The sequence below is a fragment of the Uliginosibacterium gangwonense DSM 18521 genome (assembly GCF_000373965.1).
GTDB lineage: Bacteria > Pseudomonadota > Gammaproteobacteria > Burkholderiales > Rhodocyclaceae > Uliginosibacterium > Uliginosibacterium gangwonense.
The window spans coordinates 280,763-297,899 of record NZ_KB892835.1; the positions used below are offsets into that span (position 1 = coordinate 280,763).

Annotated in this window: 23 protein-coding genes; 9 read left to right on the forward strand and 14 right to left on the reverse strand. The window is 57.2% G+C overall.

Annotation, left to right across the window (positions count from 1 at the left end):
- Nucleotides 1-16: 16 nt before the first annotated feature.
- Nucleotides 17-433: a hypothetical protein gene (locus B145_RS27210; RefSeq protein WP_018605372.1), complete on the reverse strand. Its 417-nt coding sequence runs from the start codon at nucleotides 431-433 to the stop codon at nucleotides 17-19.
- Nucleotides 434-902: 469 nt separating this feature from the next.
- Here B145_RS27210 and B145_RS0104120 point away from each other — a divergent pair, with 469 nt between their 5' ends.
- From B145_RS0104120 to B145_RS0104130, 3 genes are all read left to right on the forward strand, one after another.
- On the forward strand, nucleotides 903-1,499 hold the full coding sequence (locus tag B145_RS0104120; RefSeq protein ID WP_026258812.1) for a TetR/AcrR family transcriptional regulator: 597 nt from the start codon (nucleotides 903-905) through the stop codon (nucleotides 1,497-1,499).
- 113 nt (nucleotides 1,500-1,612) lie between these two features.
- Nucleotides 1,613-2,638 (forward strand): NADP-dependent oxidoreductase, encoded by a 1,026-nt coding sequence (locus B145_RS0104125; RefSeq protein ID WP_018605374.1) that lies wholly within the window; start codon nucleotides 1,613-1,615, stop codon nucleotides 2,636-2,638.
- Nucleotides 2,639-2,683: 45 nt separating this feature from the next.
- A complete protein-coding gene (locus tag B145_RS0104130; RefSeq protein ID WP_018605375.1) occupies nucleotides 2,684-3,361 on the forward strand; it encodes a type 1 glutamine amidotransferase domain-containing protein in 678 nt (225 codons plus the stop codon).
- A 190-nt stretch (nucleotides 3,362-3,551) separates the two neighbouring features.
- Here the strand turns inward: B145_RS0104130 and B145_RS0104135 are convergent, their stop codons facing one another.
- The 3 genes from B145_RS0104135 to B145_RS0104145 all read right to left on the reverse strand — a co-directional run bounded on the left by B145_RS0104135 (nucleotide 3,552) and on the right by B145_RS0104145 (nucleotide 5,215).
- The gene (locus tag B145_RS0104135) at nucleotides 3,552-3,776 is read right to left on the reverse strand and encodes a VF530 family protein (protein WP_018605376.1); all 225 of its coding nucleotides are present in this window, start codon (nucleotides 3,774-3,776) and stop codon (nucleotides 3,552-3,554) included.
- Entirely contained in the window at nucleotides 3,773-4,510 is a 738-nt protein-coding gene (locus B145_RS0104140; protein WP_018605377.1) for an NYN domain-containing protein, read from the reverse strand. Before B145_RS0104140 ends, B145_RS0104135 begins: the two co-directional genes overlap by 4 nt.
- A gap of 78 nt (nucleotides 4,511-4,588) precedes the next feature.
- The gene (locus B145_RS0104145) at nucleotides 4,589-5,215 is read right to left on the reverse strand and encodes a trimeric intracellular cation channel family protein (RefSeq protein WP_018605378.1); all 627 of its coding nucleotides are present in this window, start codon (nucleotides 5,213-5,215) and stop codon (nucleotides 4,589-4,591) included.
- Nucleotides 5,216-5,328: 113 nt separating this feature from the next.
- Between B145_RS0104145 and yciA the strand changes: the two genes are divergently transcribed.
- A complete protein-coding gene (gene yciA / locus B145_RS0104150) occupies nucleotides 5,329-5,805 on the forward strand; it encodes an acyl-CoA thioester hydrolase YciA (RefSeq protein WP_211209750.1) in 477 nt (158 codons plus the stop codon).
- On the opposite strand, the gene B145_RS0104155 is transcribed toward yciA, so the two are convergent.
- Nucleotides 5,802-6,797 carry a zinc-binding alcohol dehydrogenase family protein gene (locus B145_RS0104155; RefSeq protein WP_018605380.1) on the reverse strand — a complete coding sequence of 332 codons (996 nt, stop codon included), beginning with the start codon at nucleotides 6,795-6,797 and terminating at the stop codon, nucleotides 5,802-5,804. The two genes, yciA and B145_RS0104155, sit on opposite strands and share 4 nt — an antisense overlap.
- 100 nt (nucleotides 6,798-6,897) lie before the next feature.
- Between B145_RS0104155 and B145_RS0104160 the strand changes: the two genes are divergently transcribed.
- On the forward strand, nucleotides 6,898-7,815 hold the full coding sequence (locus B145_RS0104160; RefSeq protein ID WP_211209751.1) for a LysR family transcriptional regulator: 918 nt from the start codon (nucleotides 6,898-6,900) through the stop codon (nucleotides 7,813-7,815).
- A gap of 119 nt (nucleotides 7,816-7,934) precedes the next feature.
- On the opposite strand, the gene B145_RS0104165 is transcribed toward B145_RS0104160, so the two are convergent.
- Both B145_RS0104165 and B145_RS0104170 read right to left on the reverse strand, forming a co-directional pair.
- A complete protein-coding gene (locus B145_RS0104165; protein ID WP_018605382.1) occupies nucleotides 7,935-8,249 on the reverse strand; it encodes a hypothetical protein in 315 nt (104 codons plus the stop codon).
- A 45-nt stretch (nucleotides 8,250-8,294) separates the two neighbouring features.
- A complete protein-coding gene (locus tag B145_RS0104170) occupies nucleotides 8,295-8,609 on the reverse strand; it encodes a hypothetical protein (RefSeq protein ID WP_018605383.1) in 315 nt (104 codons plus the stop codon).
- A gap of 282 nt (nucleotides 8,610-8,891) precedes the next feature.
- On the opposite strand from B145_RS0104170, the gene B145_RS0104175 reads away from it, so the two are divergent.
- Nucleotides 8,892-9,797, forward strand: a complete 906-nt coding sequence (locus B145_RS0104175) for a spermine/spermidine synthase domain-containing protein (protein WP_018605384.1) — start codon at nucleotides 8,892-8,894, stop codon at nucleotides 9,795-9,797.
- 70 nt (nucleotides 9,798-9,867) lie between these two features.
- Here B145_RS0104175 and lepB read toward each other — a convergent pair whose 3' ends face one another.
- The 3 genes from lepB to B145_RS24375 form a co-directional block, all read right to left on the reverse strand.
- Nucleotides 9,868-10,776, reverse strand: a complete 909-nt coding sequence (lepB, locus tag B145_RS27215; protein WP_018605385.1) for a signal peptidase I — start codon at nucleotides 10,774-10,776, stop codon at nucleotides 9,868-9,870.
- Nucleotides 10,773-11,555: a ChaN family lipoprotein gene (locus B145_RS24370; protein ID WP_169558534.1), complete on the reverse strand. Its 783-nt coding sequence runs from the start codon at nucleotides 11,553-11,555 to the stop codon at nucleotides 10,773-10,775. The genes lepB and B145_RS24370 overlap by 4 nt, the downstream gene beginning before the upstream one ends.
- A gap of 78 nt (nucleotides 11,556-11,633) precedes the next feature.
- Nucleotides 11,634-12,044 carry a TIGR02647 family protein gene (locus B145_RS24375; RefSeq protein WP_018605388.1) on the reverse strand — a complete coding sequence of 137 codons (411 nt, stop codon included), beginning with the start codon at nucleotides 12,042-12,044 and terminating at the stop codon, nucleotides 11,634-11,636.
- Here B145_RS24375 and B145_RS0104195 point away from each other — a divergent pair.
- From B145_RS0104195 to B145_RS24380, 3 genes are read left to right on the forward strand one after another with little or no spacing between them, the layout of a single operon-like run.
- Nucleotides 12,043-12,492, forward strand: a complete 450-nt coding sequence (locus tag B145_RS0104195) for a Fur family transcriptional regulator (protein ID WP_018605389.1) — start codon at nucleotides 12,043-12,045, stop codon at nucleotides 12,490-12,492. The genes B145_RS24375 and B145_RS0104195 overlap by 2 nt on opposite strands.
- Complete coding sequence (locus B145_RS0104200) at nucleotides 12,489-13,283, forward strand: ZIP family metal transporter (RefSeq protein WP_018605390.1); 795 nt, start codon at nucleotides 12,489-12,491, stop codon at nucleotides 13,281-13,283. Before B145_RS0104195 ends, B145_RS0104200 begins: the two co-directional genes overlap by 4 nt.
- Complete coding sequence (locus B145_RS24380) at nucleotides 13,270-14,349, forward strand: CobW family GTP-binding protein (RefSeq protein WP_018605391.1); 1,080 nt, start codon at nucleotides 13,270-13,272, stop codon at nucleotides 14,347-14,349. Before B145_RS0104200 ends, B145_RS24380 begins: the two co-directional genes overlap by 14 nt.
- On the opposite strand, the gene B145_RS0104210 is transcribed toward B145_RS24380, so the two are convergent.
- The 4 genes from B145_RS0104210 to B145_RS0104225 form a co-directional block, all read right to left on the reverse strand.
- Nucleotides 14,336-15,034, reverse strand: coding sequence for a helix-turn-helix transcriptional regulator (locus tag B145_RS0104210; protein ID WP_018605392.1), 699 nt, complete (start codon nucleotides 15,032-15,034; stop codon nucleotides 14,336-14,338). The genes B145_RS24380 and B145_RS0104210 overlap by 14 nt on opposite strands.
- A 29-nt stretch (nucleotides 15,035-15,063) precedes the next feature.
- A complete protein-coding gene (locus B145_RS0104215; RefSeq protein WP_018605393.1) occupies nucleotides 15,064-15,456 on the reverse strand; it encodes a VOC family protein in 393 nt (130 codons plus the stop codon).
- Between the two features lie 23 nt (nucleotides 15,457-15,479).
- Nucleotides 15,480-15,848, reverse strand: a complete 369-nt coding sequence (locus B145_RS0104220; protein ID WP_018605395.1) for a VOC family protein — start codon at nucleotides 15,846-15,848, stop codon at nucleotides 15,480-15,482.
- 87 nt (nucleotides 15,849-15,935) lie between these two features.
- The gene (locus tag B145_RS0104225; RefSeq protein WP_157288265.1) at nucleotides 15,936-17,045 is read right to left on the reverse strand and encodes an EAL domain-containing protein; all 1,110 of its coding nucleotides are present in this window, start codon (nucleotides 17,043-17,045) and stop codon (nucleotides 15,936-15,938) included.
- Between the last annotated feature and the right edge of the window lie 92 nt (nucleotides 17,046-17,137).

The following is a 17,137-nucleotide window of genomic DNA, read 5'->3' on the forward strand; positions in this document are numbered from 1 at the left end:
CCTCTCGACGGAGGGGTTAGCCGAAAGTTCGGCGCTGATATGCATGAATGGTTATACCTGTTTCCGATTTAGTGATCTGAAATTTCCCTTCACTCTCCAGTGCGGCAACGATGCCCTGGGTGTCTTGTGTTTTCTCATATCCGACATCCTCAATTGGCCTATACCGTGCCGGGATGAAAACGGACTCAATCCATTTGTATTCGAACGGTTGAAACTTCCCATCCGCAAATCTTGTAGGCATCAGATCCCGATCGGAAGGAAAAGACTGCCAAATCGAGTGTTCGGAATCAACGAACTTCCAGCTCGCTCGATCAATCACTAGCCCTGCACTGACGACCGCCCGAAACAGGCGAAGCCACTTCGCATCACTCATGAAGGACGCATCGTATTTTGCCAAAGCTTTCTGATACTCGACATCCGCGCTCGCTTGCATGGCCTAACCTGATTTCGGCTAATGTGTTATAGGTTTCAGTATTGATACATAACATCGGTCGTGCCCCCTACATGGCACGACCGACCCGCGAAGACTGTCTTCCAGAATGGCTTTGCACGATTTAGCTGTAAATATGAACAGCATTAACAGAATCGACAAAAACCTCACTCTACAGATTCTTGTTTCGGAGCACCGAACGGCTGCTTTGAAACGGCAAGCCTGATCGTTCGCTCATAGCTGCTTGCTGTCATTCTAGTCCAATAGCATCAACGCTTGCAAAGGAGAGGATATGCTTGGGGAGGGCGTGGATCGATGGTGGTTGATCCTTCGTTATCTCCGTCCAGTGGAGTTTTCGCGAGGCCAGGGGACTTGTTTTGCTGCGGCTTGTCTGCGGCGCAGGATTTTGAAGTAACGGATTATTTGAAAATAACACTAGACGACCGGTCTAGTTGTGGTTATGATGTTTCTCATGAACTCCGAACGCCCTGATACCCGCCAACACATCCTCGACTGTGGCCAATTGCTGGTTGCCAGCAAAGGCTTTGTGGGGGTGGGTTTGAGCGAAATTCTCAGTAGCGCAGGGGTGCCCAAGGGCTCCTTCTACCATTACTTTGCGTCAAAGGAAGTGTTTGGCTGCGCGTTGCTGGAGACGTATTTTGATTCTTATATGGCGCGCCTGGATGGCTTGTTTGCCCGCCCCGGTCTGACTGCGGGGCAACGCATGGAGTTGTATTTCCAGCGCTGGATTGAGACTCAGTTTTCGGAGGACTATGCCGAGCGCTGCTTGATTGTGAAGCTGGCGGCAGAGGTGTCTGATTTGTCAGAGGCCATGCGCACCATCATGATGAAGGGCACCGAACGCATCCTTGGCCGCCTGACGGAGTGCATTAGCGAAGGCGTGGCGGAAGGCTCCATCAAGAGCGCTCTGGCTCCCGCTGATTGCGCTACGTGGCTGTATGAGGCGTGGTTGGGTGCCAGCCTGCTGACCAAGCTGCGTCGAGACCGCAGCGTGTTCGATGCAGCCCTGAAGCACACCCAGAACCTGCTTGGCTTGAAACAGGGCTAGGCTTCCCATACCAGTCGCCCAACATCGATACATATTAATTTGGTTACGCACTAGACGACCGGTCTGTTATGAACCCGGTTCCAGGCTACAGATCACTACAAGGAGAAATACCCATGAGCGCACCACAACAGAATCGCCGTATCGTGCTGGCTTCCCGCCCGGTGGGCGAACCGACTGCCGAGAATTTTCGCCTGGAAACGGTGCCGGTGCCCAGCCCGGCCGAAGGGCAGGTGTTATTGCAAGCGTTGTATCTGTCTCTGGACCCCTATATGCGGGGGCGGATGAGTGATGCCAAGTCTTACGCAGCACCGGTTGAACTCAATGCCGTGATGGTCGGTGCAACGGTATGCCGGGTGGTTGAATCGCGCCACGCTGATTATGCAGAGGGCGAACTCGTATTGGCCTATACCGGCTGGCAGGATTATGCCCTGGCTGATGAACGTGGCATGCGGAAGCTGGGGCAGTTGGCACATCCCTCTGCGGCCCTTGGGGTGCTGGGCATGCCGGGGCTGACAGGTTATATGGGTCTGCTGGATATCGGTGAGCCCAAGGCAGGCGAGACGGTGGTGGTGGCCGCGGCCAGTGGTGCCGTGGGGTCTGTGGTGGGGCAGGTGGCCAAGATCAAGGGCTGCCGTGTGGTAGGTATTGCCGGTGGGCCCGAGAAGTGTCGTTATGTGGTGGAAGAACTAGGGTTTGACGCCTGCATAGACCACCGTGCTCCTGATCTGGCTGAGCAACTGGCGGCTGCATGCCCAAATGGTATCGATGTGTACTTTGAAAACGTAGGCGGCGCAGTATTTGATGCGGTGCTTCCGCTACTCAATACTAAAGCCCGTGTGCCACTGTGTGGTCTGATCTCGCAATACAATGCCACCGGCCTACCGGTGGGCGAGGATCGCATGCCGCACCTGATGGTGCAATTGCTCAAGCGGCGTATCCGGATGCAGGGTTTTATCGTGTTTGATGACTACGGCCATCGTTATGGCGAATTCTTTGATACGATGAACGCATGGCTGGCAGAAGGCAAGATCAAATTCCGTGAAGATATCGTCGAAGGTCTTGAGAACGCGCCACAAGCCTTTATCGGCCTGCTCAAAGGAAAGAATTTCGGCAAGCTGGTTATACAACTGAACAAGTGACACTCCCTTTCCCTTCAGTTTGAAAATAGAAAAAGGAAATGACAAATGAAAGTATTGATGGTTTTGACCTCGCACGACCAGCTGGGCAACACGGGCAAGAAAACTGGCTTCTGGCTTGAGGAGTTTGCTGCTCCTTACTATGTTTTCAAGGATGCTGGTGCAGACATCACCCTGGCGTCTCCGCTGGGCGGCCAGCCCCCGCTCGACCCTAAGAGCGATGAGCCTGATTTCCAGACCGCAGCCACAGCGCGCTTCAAGGCTGACCCTGCAGCAATCGCAGCTTTGGCGAGCACGATCAAGCTTGCCAATGTGAAGGCCGAGGGTTATGACGCAGTGTTCTACCCCGGCGGCCATGGCCCCTTGTGGGATTTGGCGGAAGACAAGAATTCGATCGCGCTGATTGAAACGGTGCATGCCTCAGGCAAACCGCTGGGTGCCGTGTGTCATGCTCCAGGCATTTTTCGCCATACGCGTGGTAAGGATGGCGCTCCCCTGGTCAAGGGCAAGCGAGTGACAGGCTTTACCAATACGGAAGAGGATGGGGTGCAACTGACCGACGTGGTACCTTTCCTCGTGGAAGATATGCTCAAGGCCAATGGCGGCCTGTATTCCAAGGGGCAAGACTGGCTGCCGTATGCAGTGGTCGAGGGCAATCTGATTACGGGTCAGAACCCGGCCTCCTCCGAACTGGTAGCCCAGCGCATGCTGGAACTACTGAAATGACTCTTCTCCTCAAGTGAGCAGTGCTCACAGAGAACCCGTTTAGGTTCTGTAGCGAGAGGGCGTCAGCGGGGTGCGGAGCAGCGCAGAAACCCCGATCACGTCCTCGTAGTAAGATCATAAACAGGTTCTGAGGATTATGGGGCAATCACGTTAGGTGATTTGTCCCGTTTTTTTTGCCGTTTTTAACCCGTTACTCCGGCCAGCGGGTATCCAGATAGAGTTCTTCCACCTTGGCGCGCGCCCAGGGAGTATGCCGCAGGAATTTCAGGCTGGATTTGATGCTGGGGTCGAACATGAAGCAGCGTACCTCAATGTGTCGCCCCAACTGCTCCCAGCCGTAGTAGTCGACCAGACGGGTCAGGATGAATTCCAGCGTCAGTCCGTGCAGCGGATTGTTGGCTTGGGGCTGAGTCATGCGCCTGCCTTGGCCTTGCGGCGGTCACGCAGATAGGTGATGCGGTCGTCCCGTAATTCGAGGTCGAACAGATCAATCGCCTTGAACAGATCCACCAGTTTCTTGAAGCCGTAGTTGCGGGCATCGAATGAGGCCTGATTGGCAATGTGGCTGCCCACGTAACTCAAAGGCGCCCAGCCGTCGTCGCCTTCTGCGGCCTGCACGGCATTGCGCAGCAGGTTGACCAGGCGCGCATCGCCCTTGAGTTCCTTGCTGCTGCGTTTGCGCACGGTGGCGCTGGGGCCGGATTCAACGGTGGCCTCTTCCATGTCGAGATAGAGAAACTTGGAACAGGCGTTGACGAAGGGCGTCGGCGTCTTGCGTTCGCCAAAGCCGATCACCATCTTGCCATCGGCCTGCAGGCGGGTTGCCAGCGGGGTGAAGTCCGAATCCGATGAGGCGATTGCGAATACATCCACCTTGCGGGTGTAGAGCGCATCCATCGCATCCACGATCAAGGCCATGTCCGTGGCATTCTTCCCCTTGGTTAGATCCAGCTGGTGGATGGGCTGGATGGCATATTCATGCAGAATGCGCTCCCAGGAGGACAGGCGCTCCCCTTTCCAGTTGCCATAGGCACGCCGGATGCTCACCGTGCCAAACCCCGCCAGTTCATTGAGGATGACCTCGATGTGGCTGGCGGGCGCGTTGTCGGCGTCGATAAACAATGCTACAAAACGGTCGGGCACGCTCATAGCGGACTCCTCAAAGGCTAATGTTGCATTGTAGTGGTTGATGGCAGGTTTGGCGTGAGGTGCAGCATCGAAGCCTGATTATTCCAGCGGTTCCCACTCTGCCGAACGCAGCCGGAAGGCCATAGCCGCGAGCCGCAAGCCTGCCGCAACAACGAATCCCACGATGGCGGCGATTTCATGATGAACGCCTGCCGAGTGCAGGCCCACCACGGCGGTGGCACCTCCTGCTGCGGCCATGGCGTAGAGTTCGCCGGGCAGAAAGATCAGCGGGATGTCGTTGCACAGAATATCGCGCAGCACCCCACCCACAACACCGGTGATCACGCCCATCAAACCCGCCACCAGCCAGGGCACGCCCGCGTCCAGCGCGATCTGGGTACCGGAAACCGTGAAAAGTGCCAGTCCGATGGCATCCGGGATCAGGAACAGGCGCACTGGCAGGCGCACTGCACGCACCAGGAAGAAGGCGGCCAGCGCTGCGATGAGCGCCACGAAGAGGTAGCTTTGATCAGTGATCCAGAATACCGGGCGACCGAGCAGCAGATCGCGCACCGTACCGCCGCCTGCCGCTGTTGCCAGCCCTGCGGCGCAGGCGCCCACCACATCCATGCCCTTGCGCCCTGCATCCAGCACCCCGGTGATGGCCGCAAGGGCAACACCTGCCAGCATGGTCCAGTAGATCAAAGTGGCTGCGGTAATCATCATCTATATCTGCAAGAATGGAGACGGGAATTGTATGCTCGTCAGCGTATTCTGCGTATTGCAATCGCTATGCTGGATAATAGGCGCGTTTTTGCACCCCGACAGAGGATATGACCATGACCCCTGAGACTACCCGTGAGCCCGTTGGCACGCTGCTTCTGCGCACCCTGGCCATGCCGGCGGATACCAACCCCAGTGGTGATATCTTTGGTGGCTGGCTGATGTCACAGATGGACATGGCCGGGGCGATCCATGCCTATGAATTGGCTGAGGGCCGCGTGGTTACGGTGGCGGTGGACGCCATCACTTTTCTGCGCCCGGTGGCGGTGGGGGACGTGGTGTGCTGCTATGGCCACTGCAGCCATGTGGGGCGCAGCTCCATCAAGGTGAAGATGGAGGTGTGGGTCAAGAAGGTGATTACCGGCAGTGTCGGCGAGCGTTATTGCGTGACTGAAGCCACCTATACTTATGTGGCCGTTGACGCTCAGGGTAAATCCAGGGCTGTTCCCCGCGAGAACAACCCTTTGCTGGATGAATCGCTGGCGGCCCTGGCTACCGTTGCGGTAGCCGAAGGCCAAGCCTACAAATCTTAAAACCCGACCAACACCCCTTTGCCAATTGCCTGCCCGCTGGCAACCCAGTCATGGGCGGCGGTGAGGTTGGCCGGGGTGAGCGGGCCGAAGTTACGTGTCAGGGTACTGTGTAGCTCGCCCGCATCCACCAGCGCAGCCACCTCGGCCAGCAGTTTGCCTTGCTCGGCCAAGTCTGGCGTGTTGAAGATAGGGCGGGTGAACATCAATTCCCAGTGCAGTGAGATGCTCTTGCGCTTGAGCAGGCGCACATCAATGCTGGTCTCCGGGTCATCAATCAGCGCAAATTTGCCTTGTGGCGCAATCGCGCTGACCAAGGCTTCATAGTGCTGGCTGGTGTGCGTCAGGCAAATGGCATAGTCCACCTGGGGGCGGCCGATGCGGGTGAGTTCCTCTGCGATATTCTTGCTGTGGTCGATCACTTCGTGGGCGCCCATCTTGCGTACCCAATCCTGGGTTTCCGGGCGGGAGGCGGTGGTAATCACTTCCAACTGGGTCAGTTTGCGGGCGAGCTGGATGAGGATTGAGCCGACCCCACCCGCACCGCCCACAACCAGCAGGCGTTTGCCTGCGCCACCGTTGCGGGCAATACCCAGGCGCTCAAACAATAGTTCCCAGGCGGTGATGGTGGTCAGCGGAAGCGCGGCCGCGTGGGCCAGGTCAAGCGTCTTGGGGGCGTAGCTGGCGATGCGTGCATCCACCAGATGCAGTTCGCTATCGCTGCCCGGACGGGCAATCGACCCCGCGTACCAGACCCGCTCACCTACGGCAAAGCCTTTGACCTCTGCGCCCAGCGCTTCGACGACACCCACGGCGTCCCAGCCCAGCACCTTGATCTCACCTGCAGGCACCACGGTATTGGCGCGCACCTTGAGGTCGACCGGGTTGACTGAGACGGCTTGCACCTTGACCAAGAGATCATGTGGGCCGGGTGTGGGGGTGGGGAGGTCAAAGCTGGCGAAGGCTTCGTTCTGGCGGTATCCGATTGCTTTCATGTAAAGACTCCGGTTGAAGTGTGATGGCGTCACTGTGCCAGAGTCTTGAAAAACAAACGATATGTGCGAAACTGCGCTTATCGCAAATATGGTTTGTCAATTGAAAACATCTGAACCCCTTTCTTCCAATCTGGATCTATCTGCCCTGCGCCTTGCGCTGCGGGCGGTGGAGTTGGGTAGCGTGGCTGCCGTGGCGCGTGAGCTCGACATGCTACCCGCGACGGCTACCGCTGCCATTCGCCGCCTGGAGCAACAGTTGGGCAGCGCTTTGTTCACCCGGAACAATCGCGCCCTGCGTACTACGCCAGAGGGTGAGGCCTTTTTGCTGCGGGCGCGGGACGCTTTGGCGATGCTTGACGATGGCATGGGCGCCTTGCGTGCCCCGATTTCAGAGGTCAGCGGCTTGTTGCGTCTGTCAGTGCCGGTTGATTTGGGCGTGCAAAGCCTGCTGCCCTTGCTGGATGAATTTCTGGCACTTTATCCACAGGTGCAACTGGAGCTTTTCATGAGCGATCGGCTCAGTGACTTGGGGCGTGAGCCGGTGGATGCCGCTATTCGCTATGGGCGCCCGGAACAACCCGGCCTGATTGTGCGCAAGTTGAAAGACAATGAACGCATCCTTGTCGCAGCGCCAGCATACCTTGCACGCAAAGGCGTGCCTGTATCCATAGAGGATCTGGCGCTGCATGATGCCATTGGCTTGCGCATCGCCGGACGACCGGCCGATTTATGGGAATTGCATGAGGCAGGGCGTGTCGTGCAGGTGCGTCCTCGGCTGCGTCGCAGCACGGACAACGGCATGGCGGCTCACCTGTGGGCGGTGGCCGGGCAGGGGATTGCCGTCAAATCGCGGCTGGATGTGCTGGCGGATCTGGTAAGCGGGCGCCTGTGCCATGTGTTGCCTGCAGTGAATGCCGGGGCCTATCCACTGGTGTTGGCGTTGGCAAGGGGCGCACACCTGAGCGCACGGGTAAGGGCGTTGGGGGATTTCCTTCAGGCGCGTCTGGAAGGGCGCTGAAATGCGTGAGGCGATACCTGTTTTAAGGTATCGCCTGCTTGGGGTTTCTACCGGTGCAGCATACTGCCCGGTAGAAACCTTGTTCCCAGTTGCCTTGGGATATTCGCAGATTTCACGGCTCACTTTTCCAGCACTTCAACGCTCTTCACATTATTCTGTGCATCCAGATCGATATAGACGGTCTGACGTCCCACCAGGGTGTCCGTTGTGTCATAGACCGCAGAACGGCTGCCATCGGCCCAGGTGGTAATGTTCTCGGGGTCATGCAGGTTCTTGATGATGCTGCTGAGTGAATCGCCGACATGGATCGATTGAATCTGATCTTGTGTCAGCATATGCCCGGTGAGCAAAGATGCACTGGCGATGCCCGGTGCGGCAAAGCCTGCGATACCCAGAGCGAAGACGAGAGACGAGAGGATTGAGCGTGTTTTCATGATATGAACTCCTGTTGTGTTGGGGGATACGTCAGTGATGAGCGATTACAGTGCCAGCACTTCAACGGTAACAACCTTGTCTTGTGCATCCAGATCGATATAGACCTTTTGGGGGCCAACCTGGCTGTCACCTGTGTCATAGACAGCAGAGCGGGAGCCATCTGCCCACTTGGTAATGTTGTTGGGCTTGCCCAGATTGCTGACAACTTCCTGCAGCGATTCGCCAGCGTGGAGCTTGTCCAACTGCTGTTGGCTCACAAGGCGGCTGGACAGCAGGGAAGCGCTGGCAACGCCTGGTGCAGCCAGACCGGCAAGGCTCAGGGCGATGATGGCGGAAGCTACAATGGAACGTGTTTTCATGATGGACTCCTGTTCAGTTGGGTGGCAGTAATGTCTGCCGGTGAAATGAAGTCTATGCGCGCATACTTAGAGCAGACTTAAGCGAAGCAATAAATCTTTGTTCGCCAGGATTGATTGCGAGGGTGGGCAGATTCCTGGCCTTTTTGGTCTGTGTGGCTTGACCTTGATGGCGTAGGGGTGGAGTATTCGCCGCTTCAATAAGCTTATAAGAATGGTTCTGGCGTCGTTAAGCCGTCTTGCCAGAGCCATTGCATTCCATTTTGTTGCAATTTTTCAGTCAAGATGCCCGTAACCGCTTTGCTCGATGAATACATGCGTGAAGGCTGGATCAGCCTGCCCGCCAATCTTTTTGATGAAAGTGGTGTGGTACGCCTGCATGAGCCCGAGGATAAAGACCGCAAACGCCTGATTCACGAATTGCGCGAGGGCATCTATCCCAAGCCCTTTGTGCTGGATGATGGCAAGATCCGCCGCCTGTATTTCAATTTCCACCTGATCCAGAGCGAGATGCAGATTGCTGCGCCAGATGCCTTGCAGGTAGCCTATACCCAATGCATGATGGGTTTCCTGCTTTTCAACCCCAGGCCCAAGCATGTGCTGATCGTAGGCCTGGGAGGCGGATCGCTGAGCAAATATTGCTATCGGCAGCTTGGCCGCAGCAAGGTTACCACTCTTGAGATCGATGCAGGCGTGATCGCCTGTCGGGACTGGTTCATGGTGCCGCGCGACGACGCGCGGATGCAGGTTATGTGTGCGGAGGCTGGTGCCTACTTTGCCACCGAGCCTGCGGCGGGAGGGAAAGCCGATGTCATCTTGCTGGACGCCTACGACGAGGAGGGCTTGGCACCACAAACCGGCAAGCAAGGGTTTTACGACAATTTGCGTCGCCACCTCAAGCCTAAAGGCATACTGGTGGTCAACATCTCCGGCCATAGCCTTGTTGCCAACGCACATATCGACCTGATCAGTGAGACGTTTGCCGGGCGCAGTTTCACGGTGGATGTGCCTGCGGATGGTAATCGTATTGTTTTTGCATTCAATGATCCAGAATACCCGCCTGCCTGGAAAAGCCTTGTGAATGTGGCGCGCACGCTGGAGGCGCAGCATCCGTTTGATTTTCAGAGTTTGCTGCGGGAAATGGAGCAGGGCGCCAAACGCCAGAAGCGCAAAGGGCTTGGGCGAGTCTAGTCGGACATGCTCCGGTGTTAGTCACATCAGTGCAGGTGTCAATACTACATTTGCGCTGGTGGCGGCGTTGTCAAGGAATGATGTGGATGACCTTGGCAACGATGTTGTCTGCTGGCAAGAATCCCCAGATACGGCTATCTGCTGACTGGCTACGGTTGTCGCCCATCACGAAATAGTTTCCTGAAGGGATTGTGCAGTCGATGCCGTTATTGGCGATGGTGCAGCCTTGCACTGTTGCGGCGGACAGAGTTGTCTGGACGGTGGGAATTTCAGATGAAAACTGAATGTCATGATATTGCCCGGGCAGCTTTTCCAGCTTGTGTGAAAACGCCTGGCTCCAGTCGACCGCCAGCGTTCCTTTGTCTTCAAGTGCTACGGTCTGGCCATTGAGGGTGAGCGTATAGTCACGATAGCTGATCCTGTCGCCGGGCAGGCCAATGATGCGTGAGACAAAACGTAAATCAGGGGTAGATGGCCTTTCATAGACGACAATATCCCCTCTGTTCGGTGATTGTGAAAGCGGCCTTCTCGCCAATGTGATGCCGTAACTGCCATAGTGCCCATAGCCCCACTTGCTGGTGACAATATATGAACCTACAGGGAGGGTGGGCTGCATTGAGCCAGATGGAATGTGATATGGCTCCAGCCCAAAGCTGCGGATCAGCAAGGCGATGAGGGCATACCCTAGGGCGCAGCCCAGCAAACCATACCAGCGGCTGTAGTGGGGGCGTGGTTTATCATCCGGATAATGTTTGGCTAGGCGGTAGATATAGGTTGAGCACACGAAGGCCGAGCAGAGTACCAGGATGGCGTCCCAATAAGGTGGGTGATGCAGATAGTATATGTAGGTGCCTGTAACCCCTAGCGCAAGAATGATGTAGACGACAGCCTGCCAAAGGCGGGCTACATAAAGGAATCCAAGTGGGGCAATAAAAAAGCCGAGGAGTGCAGCGATGTTCTGATTGGGTCTGGAATTCATCTGGAAGGCCTTGGCATCCGTTCAGTCAATTCTGCACACGGATCGGGCCGTTCCTGTGCAGGGGTGAGCAGGGCGAGATTAAAGTGGTTGCGCATGGATTCTGTGCCGGATTCCAGCAAACCAATGGAATACGCCTCCGCTTGATTTGTCGTATCCAGCCAGCGGGGCACCCCAATATCCTTGCGGACGTGGCCATTGCCAGCGAGCAGGATGACGCCGTGCTCGCGATGAGCCTGGATCATTTGCGCCATGAATTGATCCCGGGCGATTTGCGCAGGGACCATGCGTGCAGCCTGGGCTGTGCCAAGCAGGCCGCAATGCGCAGCGATGATCTCATCTGTTTGCTGGCGCAGGATGTCATCCGGGATCTCAGCGGCGAAACCCGAAGGGCCGAGCCCTTGGCTGATGATGGTGCGTGTCTCGGCTCTTGAGACATTGGCGGCAATCAGCGGGAGGTGATACCGGATGGCCAACTCAATATAGGGGCGGTAGAGCTGCCAGTCCCATCCCGTGCTTTGGCCGATGGCAATGATCTGGTCGGCAGTCACATCCGCACGCGCCATGGCTGAATCAATGGCGGGCTGGGTGTCGCGGTCGAACTGCTCCATCAGGAGGGCCGGGCGTGCGCCCTCTTGCAGATAATCCGCCAGCGCCTTGGCCCGCAGGGCGTGCTGCCGGGCGTTGTCATGCACTTCGCCCAGCAGGATCAGGTGATGGGTGCGCAGGCTGGCGCCAAGTTGCGCCTGCGACGCGGCGTCGTCAAAGTGCCCAGGGGTCATGGGGAATGTGCTGCACGCGCAGGCTATGCTGCCCAACACCATGCAGATGAACCTGCGCAGCATGCAAGGCCTCTGGCTTTATACCGCCGCAGCTTCGCCTTGTGCAGGCAGGTTGCGCTTGGGTTCTGAGACCAGAATACTCAGCAGGGTCTGCGCGTGGGCAGCCGCTTCGCGCCCCAGCGGCGTGAGGTAGCCACCGTCCGCCTGACTGACCAGCCCTTTGGCGTATAGGCGCTGAGTGGCGGCGATGACCTCGGCGTCCGCATTCTTGTGGATCTTGAGTCCTTGCTGATTGGTGGTCAGGTCGTAGCGCAACAGCGTGTTCAGTTCCTGGGCCAGGTCGGTGGTATAGGGCATGGGTGTCTCCTTCATTGTGATCCTTGTAACCGTCAGCGTACCACCAATTTCCGGCAGTACAAGGCGCACGGTGATAAAGCTTATTTGCAACAGGGTTGCATTAGCGTCTGGCTTGTGATGAAATGAAGCCATGTCTGAGATTCCAAGCGATACTTCCTCTCTGGCAGAGCGCATCCGGGCGCTGGGCGCCCGCGTGACGCCCGCCCGGATTGCCGTGCTGCGTGAGCTTCAGCTGGCTGAGCGCGCCTTGAGTCATCACGACGTGGAGCATGCGCTGGCTGCCGAAGGTTTCGACCGCGTCACCCTCTATCGCGTGCTCGATTGGCTCGTCGAGATGGGGCTGGCGCACAAAAATATTGATGCCGACCGTGTCTCCCGCTTCAGTCTGGCCTCTGTGCAGACCCAGGCACATCGTGACCATGCCCACTTCCGTTGTGAAGGCTGCGGCAAGGTTTTTTGCCTGGAAGACATCCCCATCCAGCCGCCGCCCCTGCCATTGGGCTTTTCCGGCAAGACAGTGGACTTCTGTATCACCGGGCAATGCGCACGGTGCGATGATAGCCATAAGGATAAAAAATGACATTGGCTTATGTTGTGCTCGCCACTTTTACAGGTGGCGTGTTGAGCCTTTTGGGTTCCATGCTGTTGATTACCGGTTTCCCCCAGCGCTGGTTGCCGCGTCTCGTGGGGTTTGCAGCCGGGGTGTTGCTGGCGGTGGCATTGCTTGAAGTATTGCCGGAAGCATTTGAGTCTGGCGTTGAGCCGCATCAGCTTTTCATGACCTTGCTGGTGGGGCTGCTCGCCTTCTATGGCCTTGAGCGTGCTGCATTGTGGCGGCATGCCCACGTTGATGAGCATGGGCATGATCATTATTGCCCGACCGACTCCCACTCGCATGGCATGAGTGACCGCCTGGGCAAACCGACCGTGCTGTCGGTGATGCTGGGGGATGGTTTCCATAATTTTGTCGATGGCGTATTGGTGGCGGCGTCTTTCCTCGTCAATCCGGCCTTGGGCTGGAGTACCGCGTTTGCCATCGTTGCCCATGAAATTCCGCAAGAAGCGGGCGATTTTGTGATTATGCGCACGGCAGGTTTGTCCAAGCTGCGTGCCTTGAGCCTGAATGCAGCCTCTTGTGTCATGTCCATTTTCGGTGGGATCGTTGGCTGTCTGGCGCTGGTGCATCTGCAAGGGGCCTTGCCTTACATCCTGTGTGTTTCTGCGGCAAGCTTCCTCTATATTTCGATTTCTGATCTGTTGCCGATGCTGCGCCGTGAATCTCATCGGCATACTTCGATGTGGCAGACGGTTGCCATGATTCTCGGGGTTGTCGCGGTGGCTGTTGGGGTGGGTTTGCATGGTCACCACTGAAGATCGGCGGATTCCCGTCACCTTGCTCACCGGTTTTCTGGGTAGTGGCAAGACGAGTCTGCTCAATACCATGCTACGCGATGCCTCCATGCGTGGCTGCGCAGTCTTGATCAACGAAGTAGGGGCGGTGGGGCTGGATCACCTCTTGGTCGAAGAGGTCTCGGAAGAGATTACCCTGCTGGAATCTGGCTGTCTGTGCTGCGCCGTGCGGGGGGATTTGACCCGCAGTCTGCGCGAGCTGTTCATGCGCCGCCTGCGTCGTGAGATTGATGCGCTGGATCGGGTGGTGATTGAAACCACCGGTCTGGCTGATCCCGCCCCGGTGATCCACACCTTGATGCGCGATTTCTTCATTGCCGAGCGTTTCCGTCTGGAAGGCGTGGTGTGCACGGTTGACGTGCGCAATGTGCACTGGCAACTCAGCCAGCATGAAGAGGCCATCAAGCAACTGGCCATGGCTGATCGCGTGGTACTCACCAAATGTGATCTGGCCGATAGCCTGATGATTGCCGAGGCCGAAGAGCGCGTCAGCACCTTAAATCCAGTCGCCGCCTGTTGGCAAAGCGAACCGGGAAAGATGCCTGCGGGCCTGCTCGAAGGGATGAGCCTGTACTCAGCGGCAGGCAAGCCAGAGGCCGTTGAGCGCTGGCTGGGGGAGGCCGCATCACGCGAACAGCAGCGTCTGCAGCAGAAACAAGGTGTGTTTGGGCATGCCCAAACCGTGCCAAATATTCATGATGAACGCATCACCACGCATGTGCTGAGATTTTCCCAGCCTTTTGCTTGGGCGAATTTCTCCCGGGCGATCGAGATGCTGCAATCCATGGTGGGTGAGCGCCTGCTGCGCATCAAGGGCTTGGTGGCCGTGCAGGGGGAGGATGCCCCACGCGTTTTCCATGCGGTGCAGCACGAATCTTATCCTGAGACTTCATTGGCCGCATGGCCGGATGCAGATCGGGATACTCGTTTGGTATTCATCGTCTGCGATCTGCCGCGCAAATCCCTGGAAGTTGCTTTCTCCGGGTTTGGCGGACAAGCACCTTTGCCGGAGTCTAGCGCTGGGTGATCTTGATATGATTTTGACGTTCCAGTTCGTCAAAATAATCATTCAGGCGTTGCCCCGGTTGATCTGGATAGCGCTCAATGAGCACTTCCATTTGCTGGATGCGATCAACCCGGAAGTGGCGAAAGGTGTCGCGTAGCTGACACCAGCCGATGAGTGTCCAGGCATGTCCCCAGAAGAACAGACCCAGCGGCCAGAGGTCGCGCTCTGAGGGGGTGCCGTCTTCCCGAACATAGGCCATGTGCACAACATGCTTTTGGCGTATGCTGCGCCGCAGTTCGGTCAGGAAGGGCGGGCGGTTGTCCGGGTAAGAGGGGATGAACAGCTGCGCCTGCTGCGCTTCGCGGCGCAGCAGTTCAGGCAGTACGTTGTGGATTTTAGCGAGTGCGGCGGTAGCCGCCTGAGCCAGATCAGCATCTCCCCAGGCCTGCACCATGCGCGAGCCGACCAGCAAAGCCTCCAGTTCGGCAGGGTCAAACAGCAGCGGCGGCACATCCATCCGGTAGCGCAGGCGGTAGCCAACGCCCGCCTCACCTTCAATCGGGACACCAGAGAGGGTGAGATCCTGAATATCCCGGTACAGGGTGCGTAATGACACCTGCAATTGCTCTGCCAGCCAGGCGCCGGTAACGATGCCACGGCTGCGCAGCAGCTCTACCAGACGGAAAAGACGATCAGCACGACGCATGATGAAAGTGTAACCTCTTTGTGCTGAGCCTATTCCGGTTTATGGCAAACCGCTTCTATGTTGTAACCATCTGGATCAAAGATGAAGGCGGCGTAATAATTGGCGTGATAATGGGGGCGCAGCCCTGGCGCGCCATTATCTTTGCCCCCGGCGGCTAGCGCAGCGGCATAGAAGGCACGCACTTCGGCCTGATTGGCAGCATGAAAGGCAACGTGCACGCGTGGGGTTTGCGGAGTGCCCAGGGCGATCCAGAAGTCTCCGCCCGGATCATCCTGAGGGACTGCGTCCCGATCCGCGCCAAAACCGGTGGCAATGTTTTCGATATGCATGCATGTTCTGTAGCCGAGCGGAGCCAGCGCAGTCTCGTAGAACGTCTTGGAACCTTGCAGGTCCGTTACGTTGATGCCCATGTGGTCAATCATGTTGATGCTCCCTTTCGTTTGGTTCAGTGTTGGGAATGCAGGCCGATGACGTTACCTTCGCTGTCGCGGAAGGTGGCGATGTAACCGATGTGCTCCGATAGCAGTGTTTTGGGCAGCAAGACTTGCCCCCCCGCTGCTGCAACGCGAGACAAAATGGTAGCAAGGTCGTCTCCGCCATTCAGGTAGATGCGCACACCATCCGGATTGGGGCGCAGCCCTTCCATGGCGATGATGCCGCCGCCTACGCCAGGGCATTCATATGAGAAGACGGCCATCTGGATATCGGGAAAGCTCGTGTCAATCTTCAGCTTTGCAGCCAGAATGGTTTCGTAAAAGGCGACAGCACGCTCAAAATTGGCAGCAGGAATTTCAAACCAGTTGATTGCATTCATGTGTGCTTCCTTACAGTGTGGGTGACAGGAGCCGTCATGATGCGTGGGGCCTGCTGACAGCGTGGTGTCAGCAGGCAATGGAGCGGGCTACTTGGTGAAGTCTTCCACCGGGATGGGTTTGCCGGTCAGGAACCCCTGGATCAACATGAAGCCCATCTCCCGGCAGACCTCGGCTTCTTCCTCGGTCTCCACCCCTTCGGCCAGGGGGATTGAACCCAGATCCAGTACCAGGCGTACCAGATCGCGTACCACGTGGCGTTTGCGTTCGCTGGCGTGATGGATGTCGTGGATCAGCCCCATGTCGAACTTGATGAAGTGTGCAGGGGTGTCTCCCAACTCATTCAGCCGGGCTTGCCCGGCGCCAAAATCGTCATACGCGAAGCGCACCCCAATCTCTTTGAGGCGCTCGGCGAGTGCCTTCATCTGCACGGTTTCGGTGACCGCTGTTTCATGCACCTCCACCACCAGTTCCAGTTTGGGGAATTGGGACAGAATGTTGCGCAGCGAATAGTAGAACGTGTCGGTAAAGGTTTCCTTGGGGTGGGTGTTGACGAAAATCGGTGTGCCTTCAATATGTGGGGCGATGCTGCGCAAACCATATTCTCGGAAGGCCACGCTGAGTTCTACTTCTCGCCCCAAGGCGCTGGCCAACTCGAACAGGCGCAAGGGGGAGGTGGGCAGCGGGGGCATCTTGGCCCGTCCCAATAATTCATAGGCAAATAGCGAACCATCCTGGGCGCGGACAATGGGTTGCGCCGCGCCAGCCAGCCCCTTGCCCCCCAGCAGGGCGTAAAATTCTTCCTCATGCGGCACAAAGAACTCTGATAGTTCTGCGTCCGGCGAGATGACGATGGTGTGCATTGAGGAGTCAATAAATGCATCCCCCTGTTCGTCGTCGTGGAGTTGCAGGCGGAATTCTGCGGTGCCAAAGTGGATGATGTCACCTTCGCCAAGCAGGCAAGAGCCTTCGATACGCTCCCGATTCACAAAGGTGCCGTTGGTGCTGTTCAGGTCCGTCAGCCGCATGCGCGTGCTGATGTCCAGGGTGATGACCGCATGGCGGCGGCTCAAGCCTACGGCCGTGACGACCAGATCGTTATCTGCGTCACGACCAATTCGGAATGGAAAGCCTTTGATCTGGGTGGTGACATGCGAGCCATCCGCAGCGACGGATTCCAGAAACCATTGTTTTTCCACGAGCACAGACTCTCCAAGACGATACGTAATGGGATTCTAGCCAAAGCAACTCCGTAACAGTCAGAAGTTTATGTGGGGCGCCGATGTGTGGA

Coding starts and splice junctions, on each gene's coding strand:
- B145_RS27210 (WP_018605372.1), bottom strand. CDS start 433: ATGCAAGCGAGCGCGGATGTCGAGTATCAGAAAGCTTTGGCAAAATAC.
- B145_RS0104120 (WP_026258812.1), top strand. CDS start 903: ATGAACTCCGAACGCCCTGATACCCGCCAACACATCCTCGACTGTGGC.
- B145_RS0104125 (WP_018605374.1), top strand. CDS start 1,613: ATGAGCGCACCACAACAGAATCGCCGTATCGTGCTGGCTTCCCGCCCG.
- B145_RS0104130 (WP_018605375.1), top strand. CDS start 2,684: ATGAAAGTATTGATGGTTTTGACCTCGCACGACCAGCTGGGCAACACG.
- B145_RS0104135 (WP_018605376.1), bottom strand. CDS start 3,776: ATGACTCAGCCCCAAGCCAACAATCCGCTGCACGGACTGACGCTGGAA.
- B145_RS0104140 (WP_018605377.1), bottom strand. CDS start 4,510: ATGAGCGTGCCCGACCGTTTTGTAGCATTGTTTATCGACGCCGACAAC.
- B145_RS0104145 (WP_018605378.1), bottom strand. CDS start 5,215: ATGATGATTACCGCAGCCACTTTGATCTACTGGACCATGCTGGCAGGT.
- yciA (WP_211209750.1), top strand. CDS start 5,329: ATGACCCCTGAGACTACCCGTGAGCCCGTTGGCACGCTGCTTCTGCGC.
- B145_RS0104155 (WP_018605380.1), bottom strand. CDS start 6,797: ATGAAAGCAATCGGATACCGCCAGAACGAAGCCTTCGCCAGCTTTGAC.
- B145_RS0104165 (WP_018605382.1), bottom strand. CDS start 8,249: ATGAAAACACGCTCAATCCTCTCGTCTCTCGTCTTCGCTCTGGGTATC.
- B145_RS0104170 (WP_018605383.1), bottom strand. CDS start 8,609: ATGAAAACACGTTCCATTGTAGCTTCCGCCATCATCGCCCTGAGCCTT.
- B145_RS0104175 (WP_018605384.1), top strand. CDS start 8,892: ATGCCCGTAACCGCTTTGCTCGATGAATACATGCGTGAAGGCTGGATC.
- lepB (WP_018605385.1), bottom strand. CDS start 10,776: ATGAATTCCAGACCCAATCAGAACATCGCTGCACTCCTCGGCTTTTTT.
- B145_RS24370 (WP_169558534.1), bottom strand. CDS start 11,555: ATGACCCCTGGGCACTTTGACGACGCCGCGTCGCAGGCGCAACTTGGC.
- B145_RS0104195 (WP_018605389.1), top strand. CDS start 12,043: ATGTCTGAGATTCCAAGCGATACTTCCTCTCTGGCAGAGCGCATCCGG.
- B145_RS24375 (WP_018605388.1), bottom strand. CDS start 12,044: ATGGCTTCATTTCATCACAAGCCAGACGCTAATGCAACCCTGTTGCAA.
- B145_RS0104200 (WP_018605390.1), top strand. CDS start 12,489: ATGACATTGGCTTATGTTGTGCTCGCCACTTTTACAGGTGGCGTGTTG.
- B145_RS24380 (WP_018605391.1), top strand. CDS start 13,270: ATGGTCACCACTGAAGATCGGCGGATTCCCGTCACCTTGCTCACCGGT.
- B145_RS0104210 (WP_018605392.1), bottom strand. CDS start 15,034: ATGCGTCGTGCTGATCGTCTTTTCCGTCTGGTAGAGCTGCTGCGCAGC.
- B145_RS0104215 (WP_018605393.1), bottom strand. CDS start 15,456: ATGATTGACCACATGGGCATCAACGTAACGGACCTGCAAGGTTCCAAG.
- B145_RS0104220 (WP_018605395.1), bottom strand. CDS start 15,848: ATGAATGCAATCAACTGGTTTGAAATTCCTGCTGCCAATTTTGAGCGT.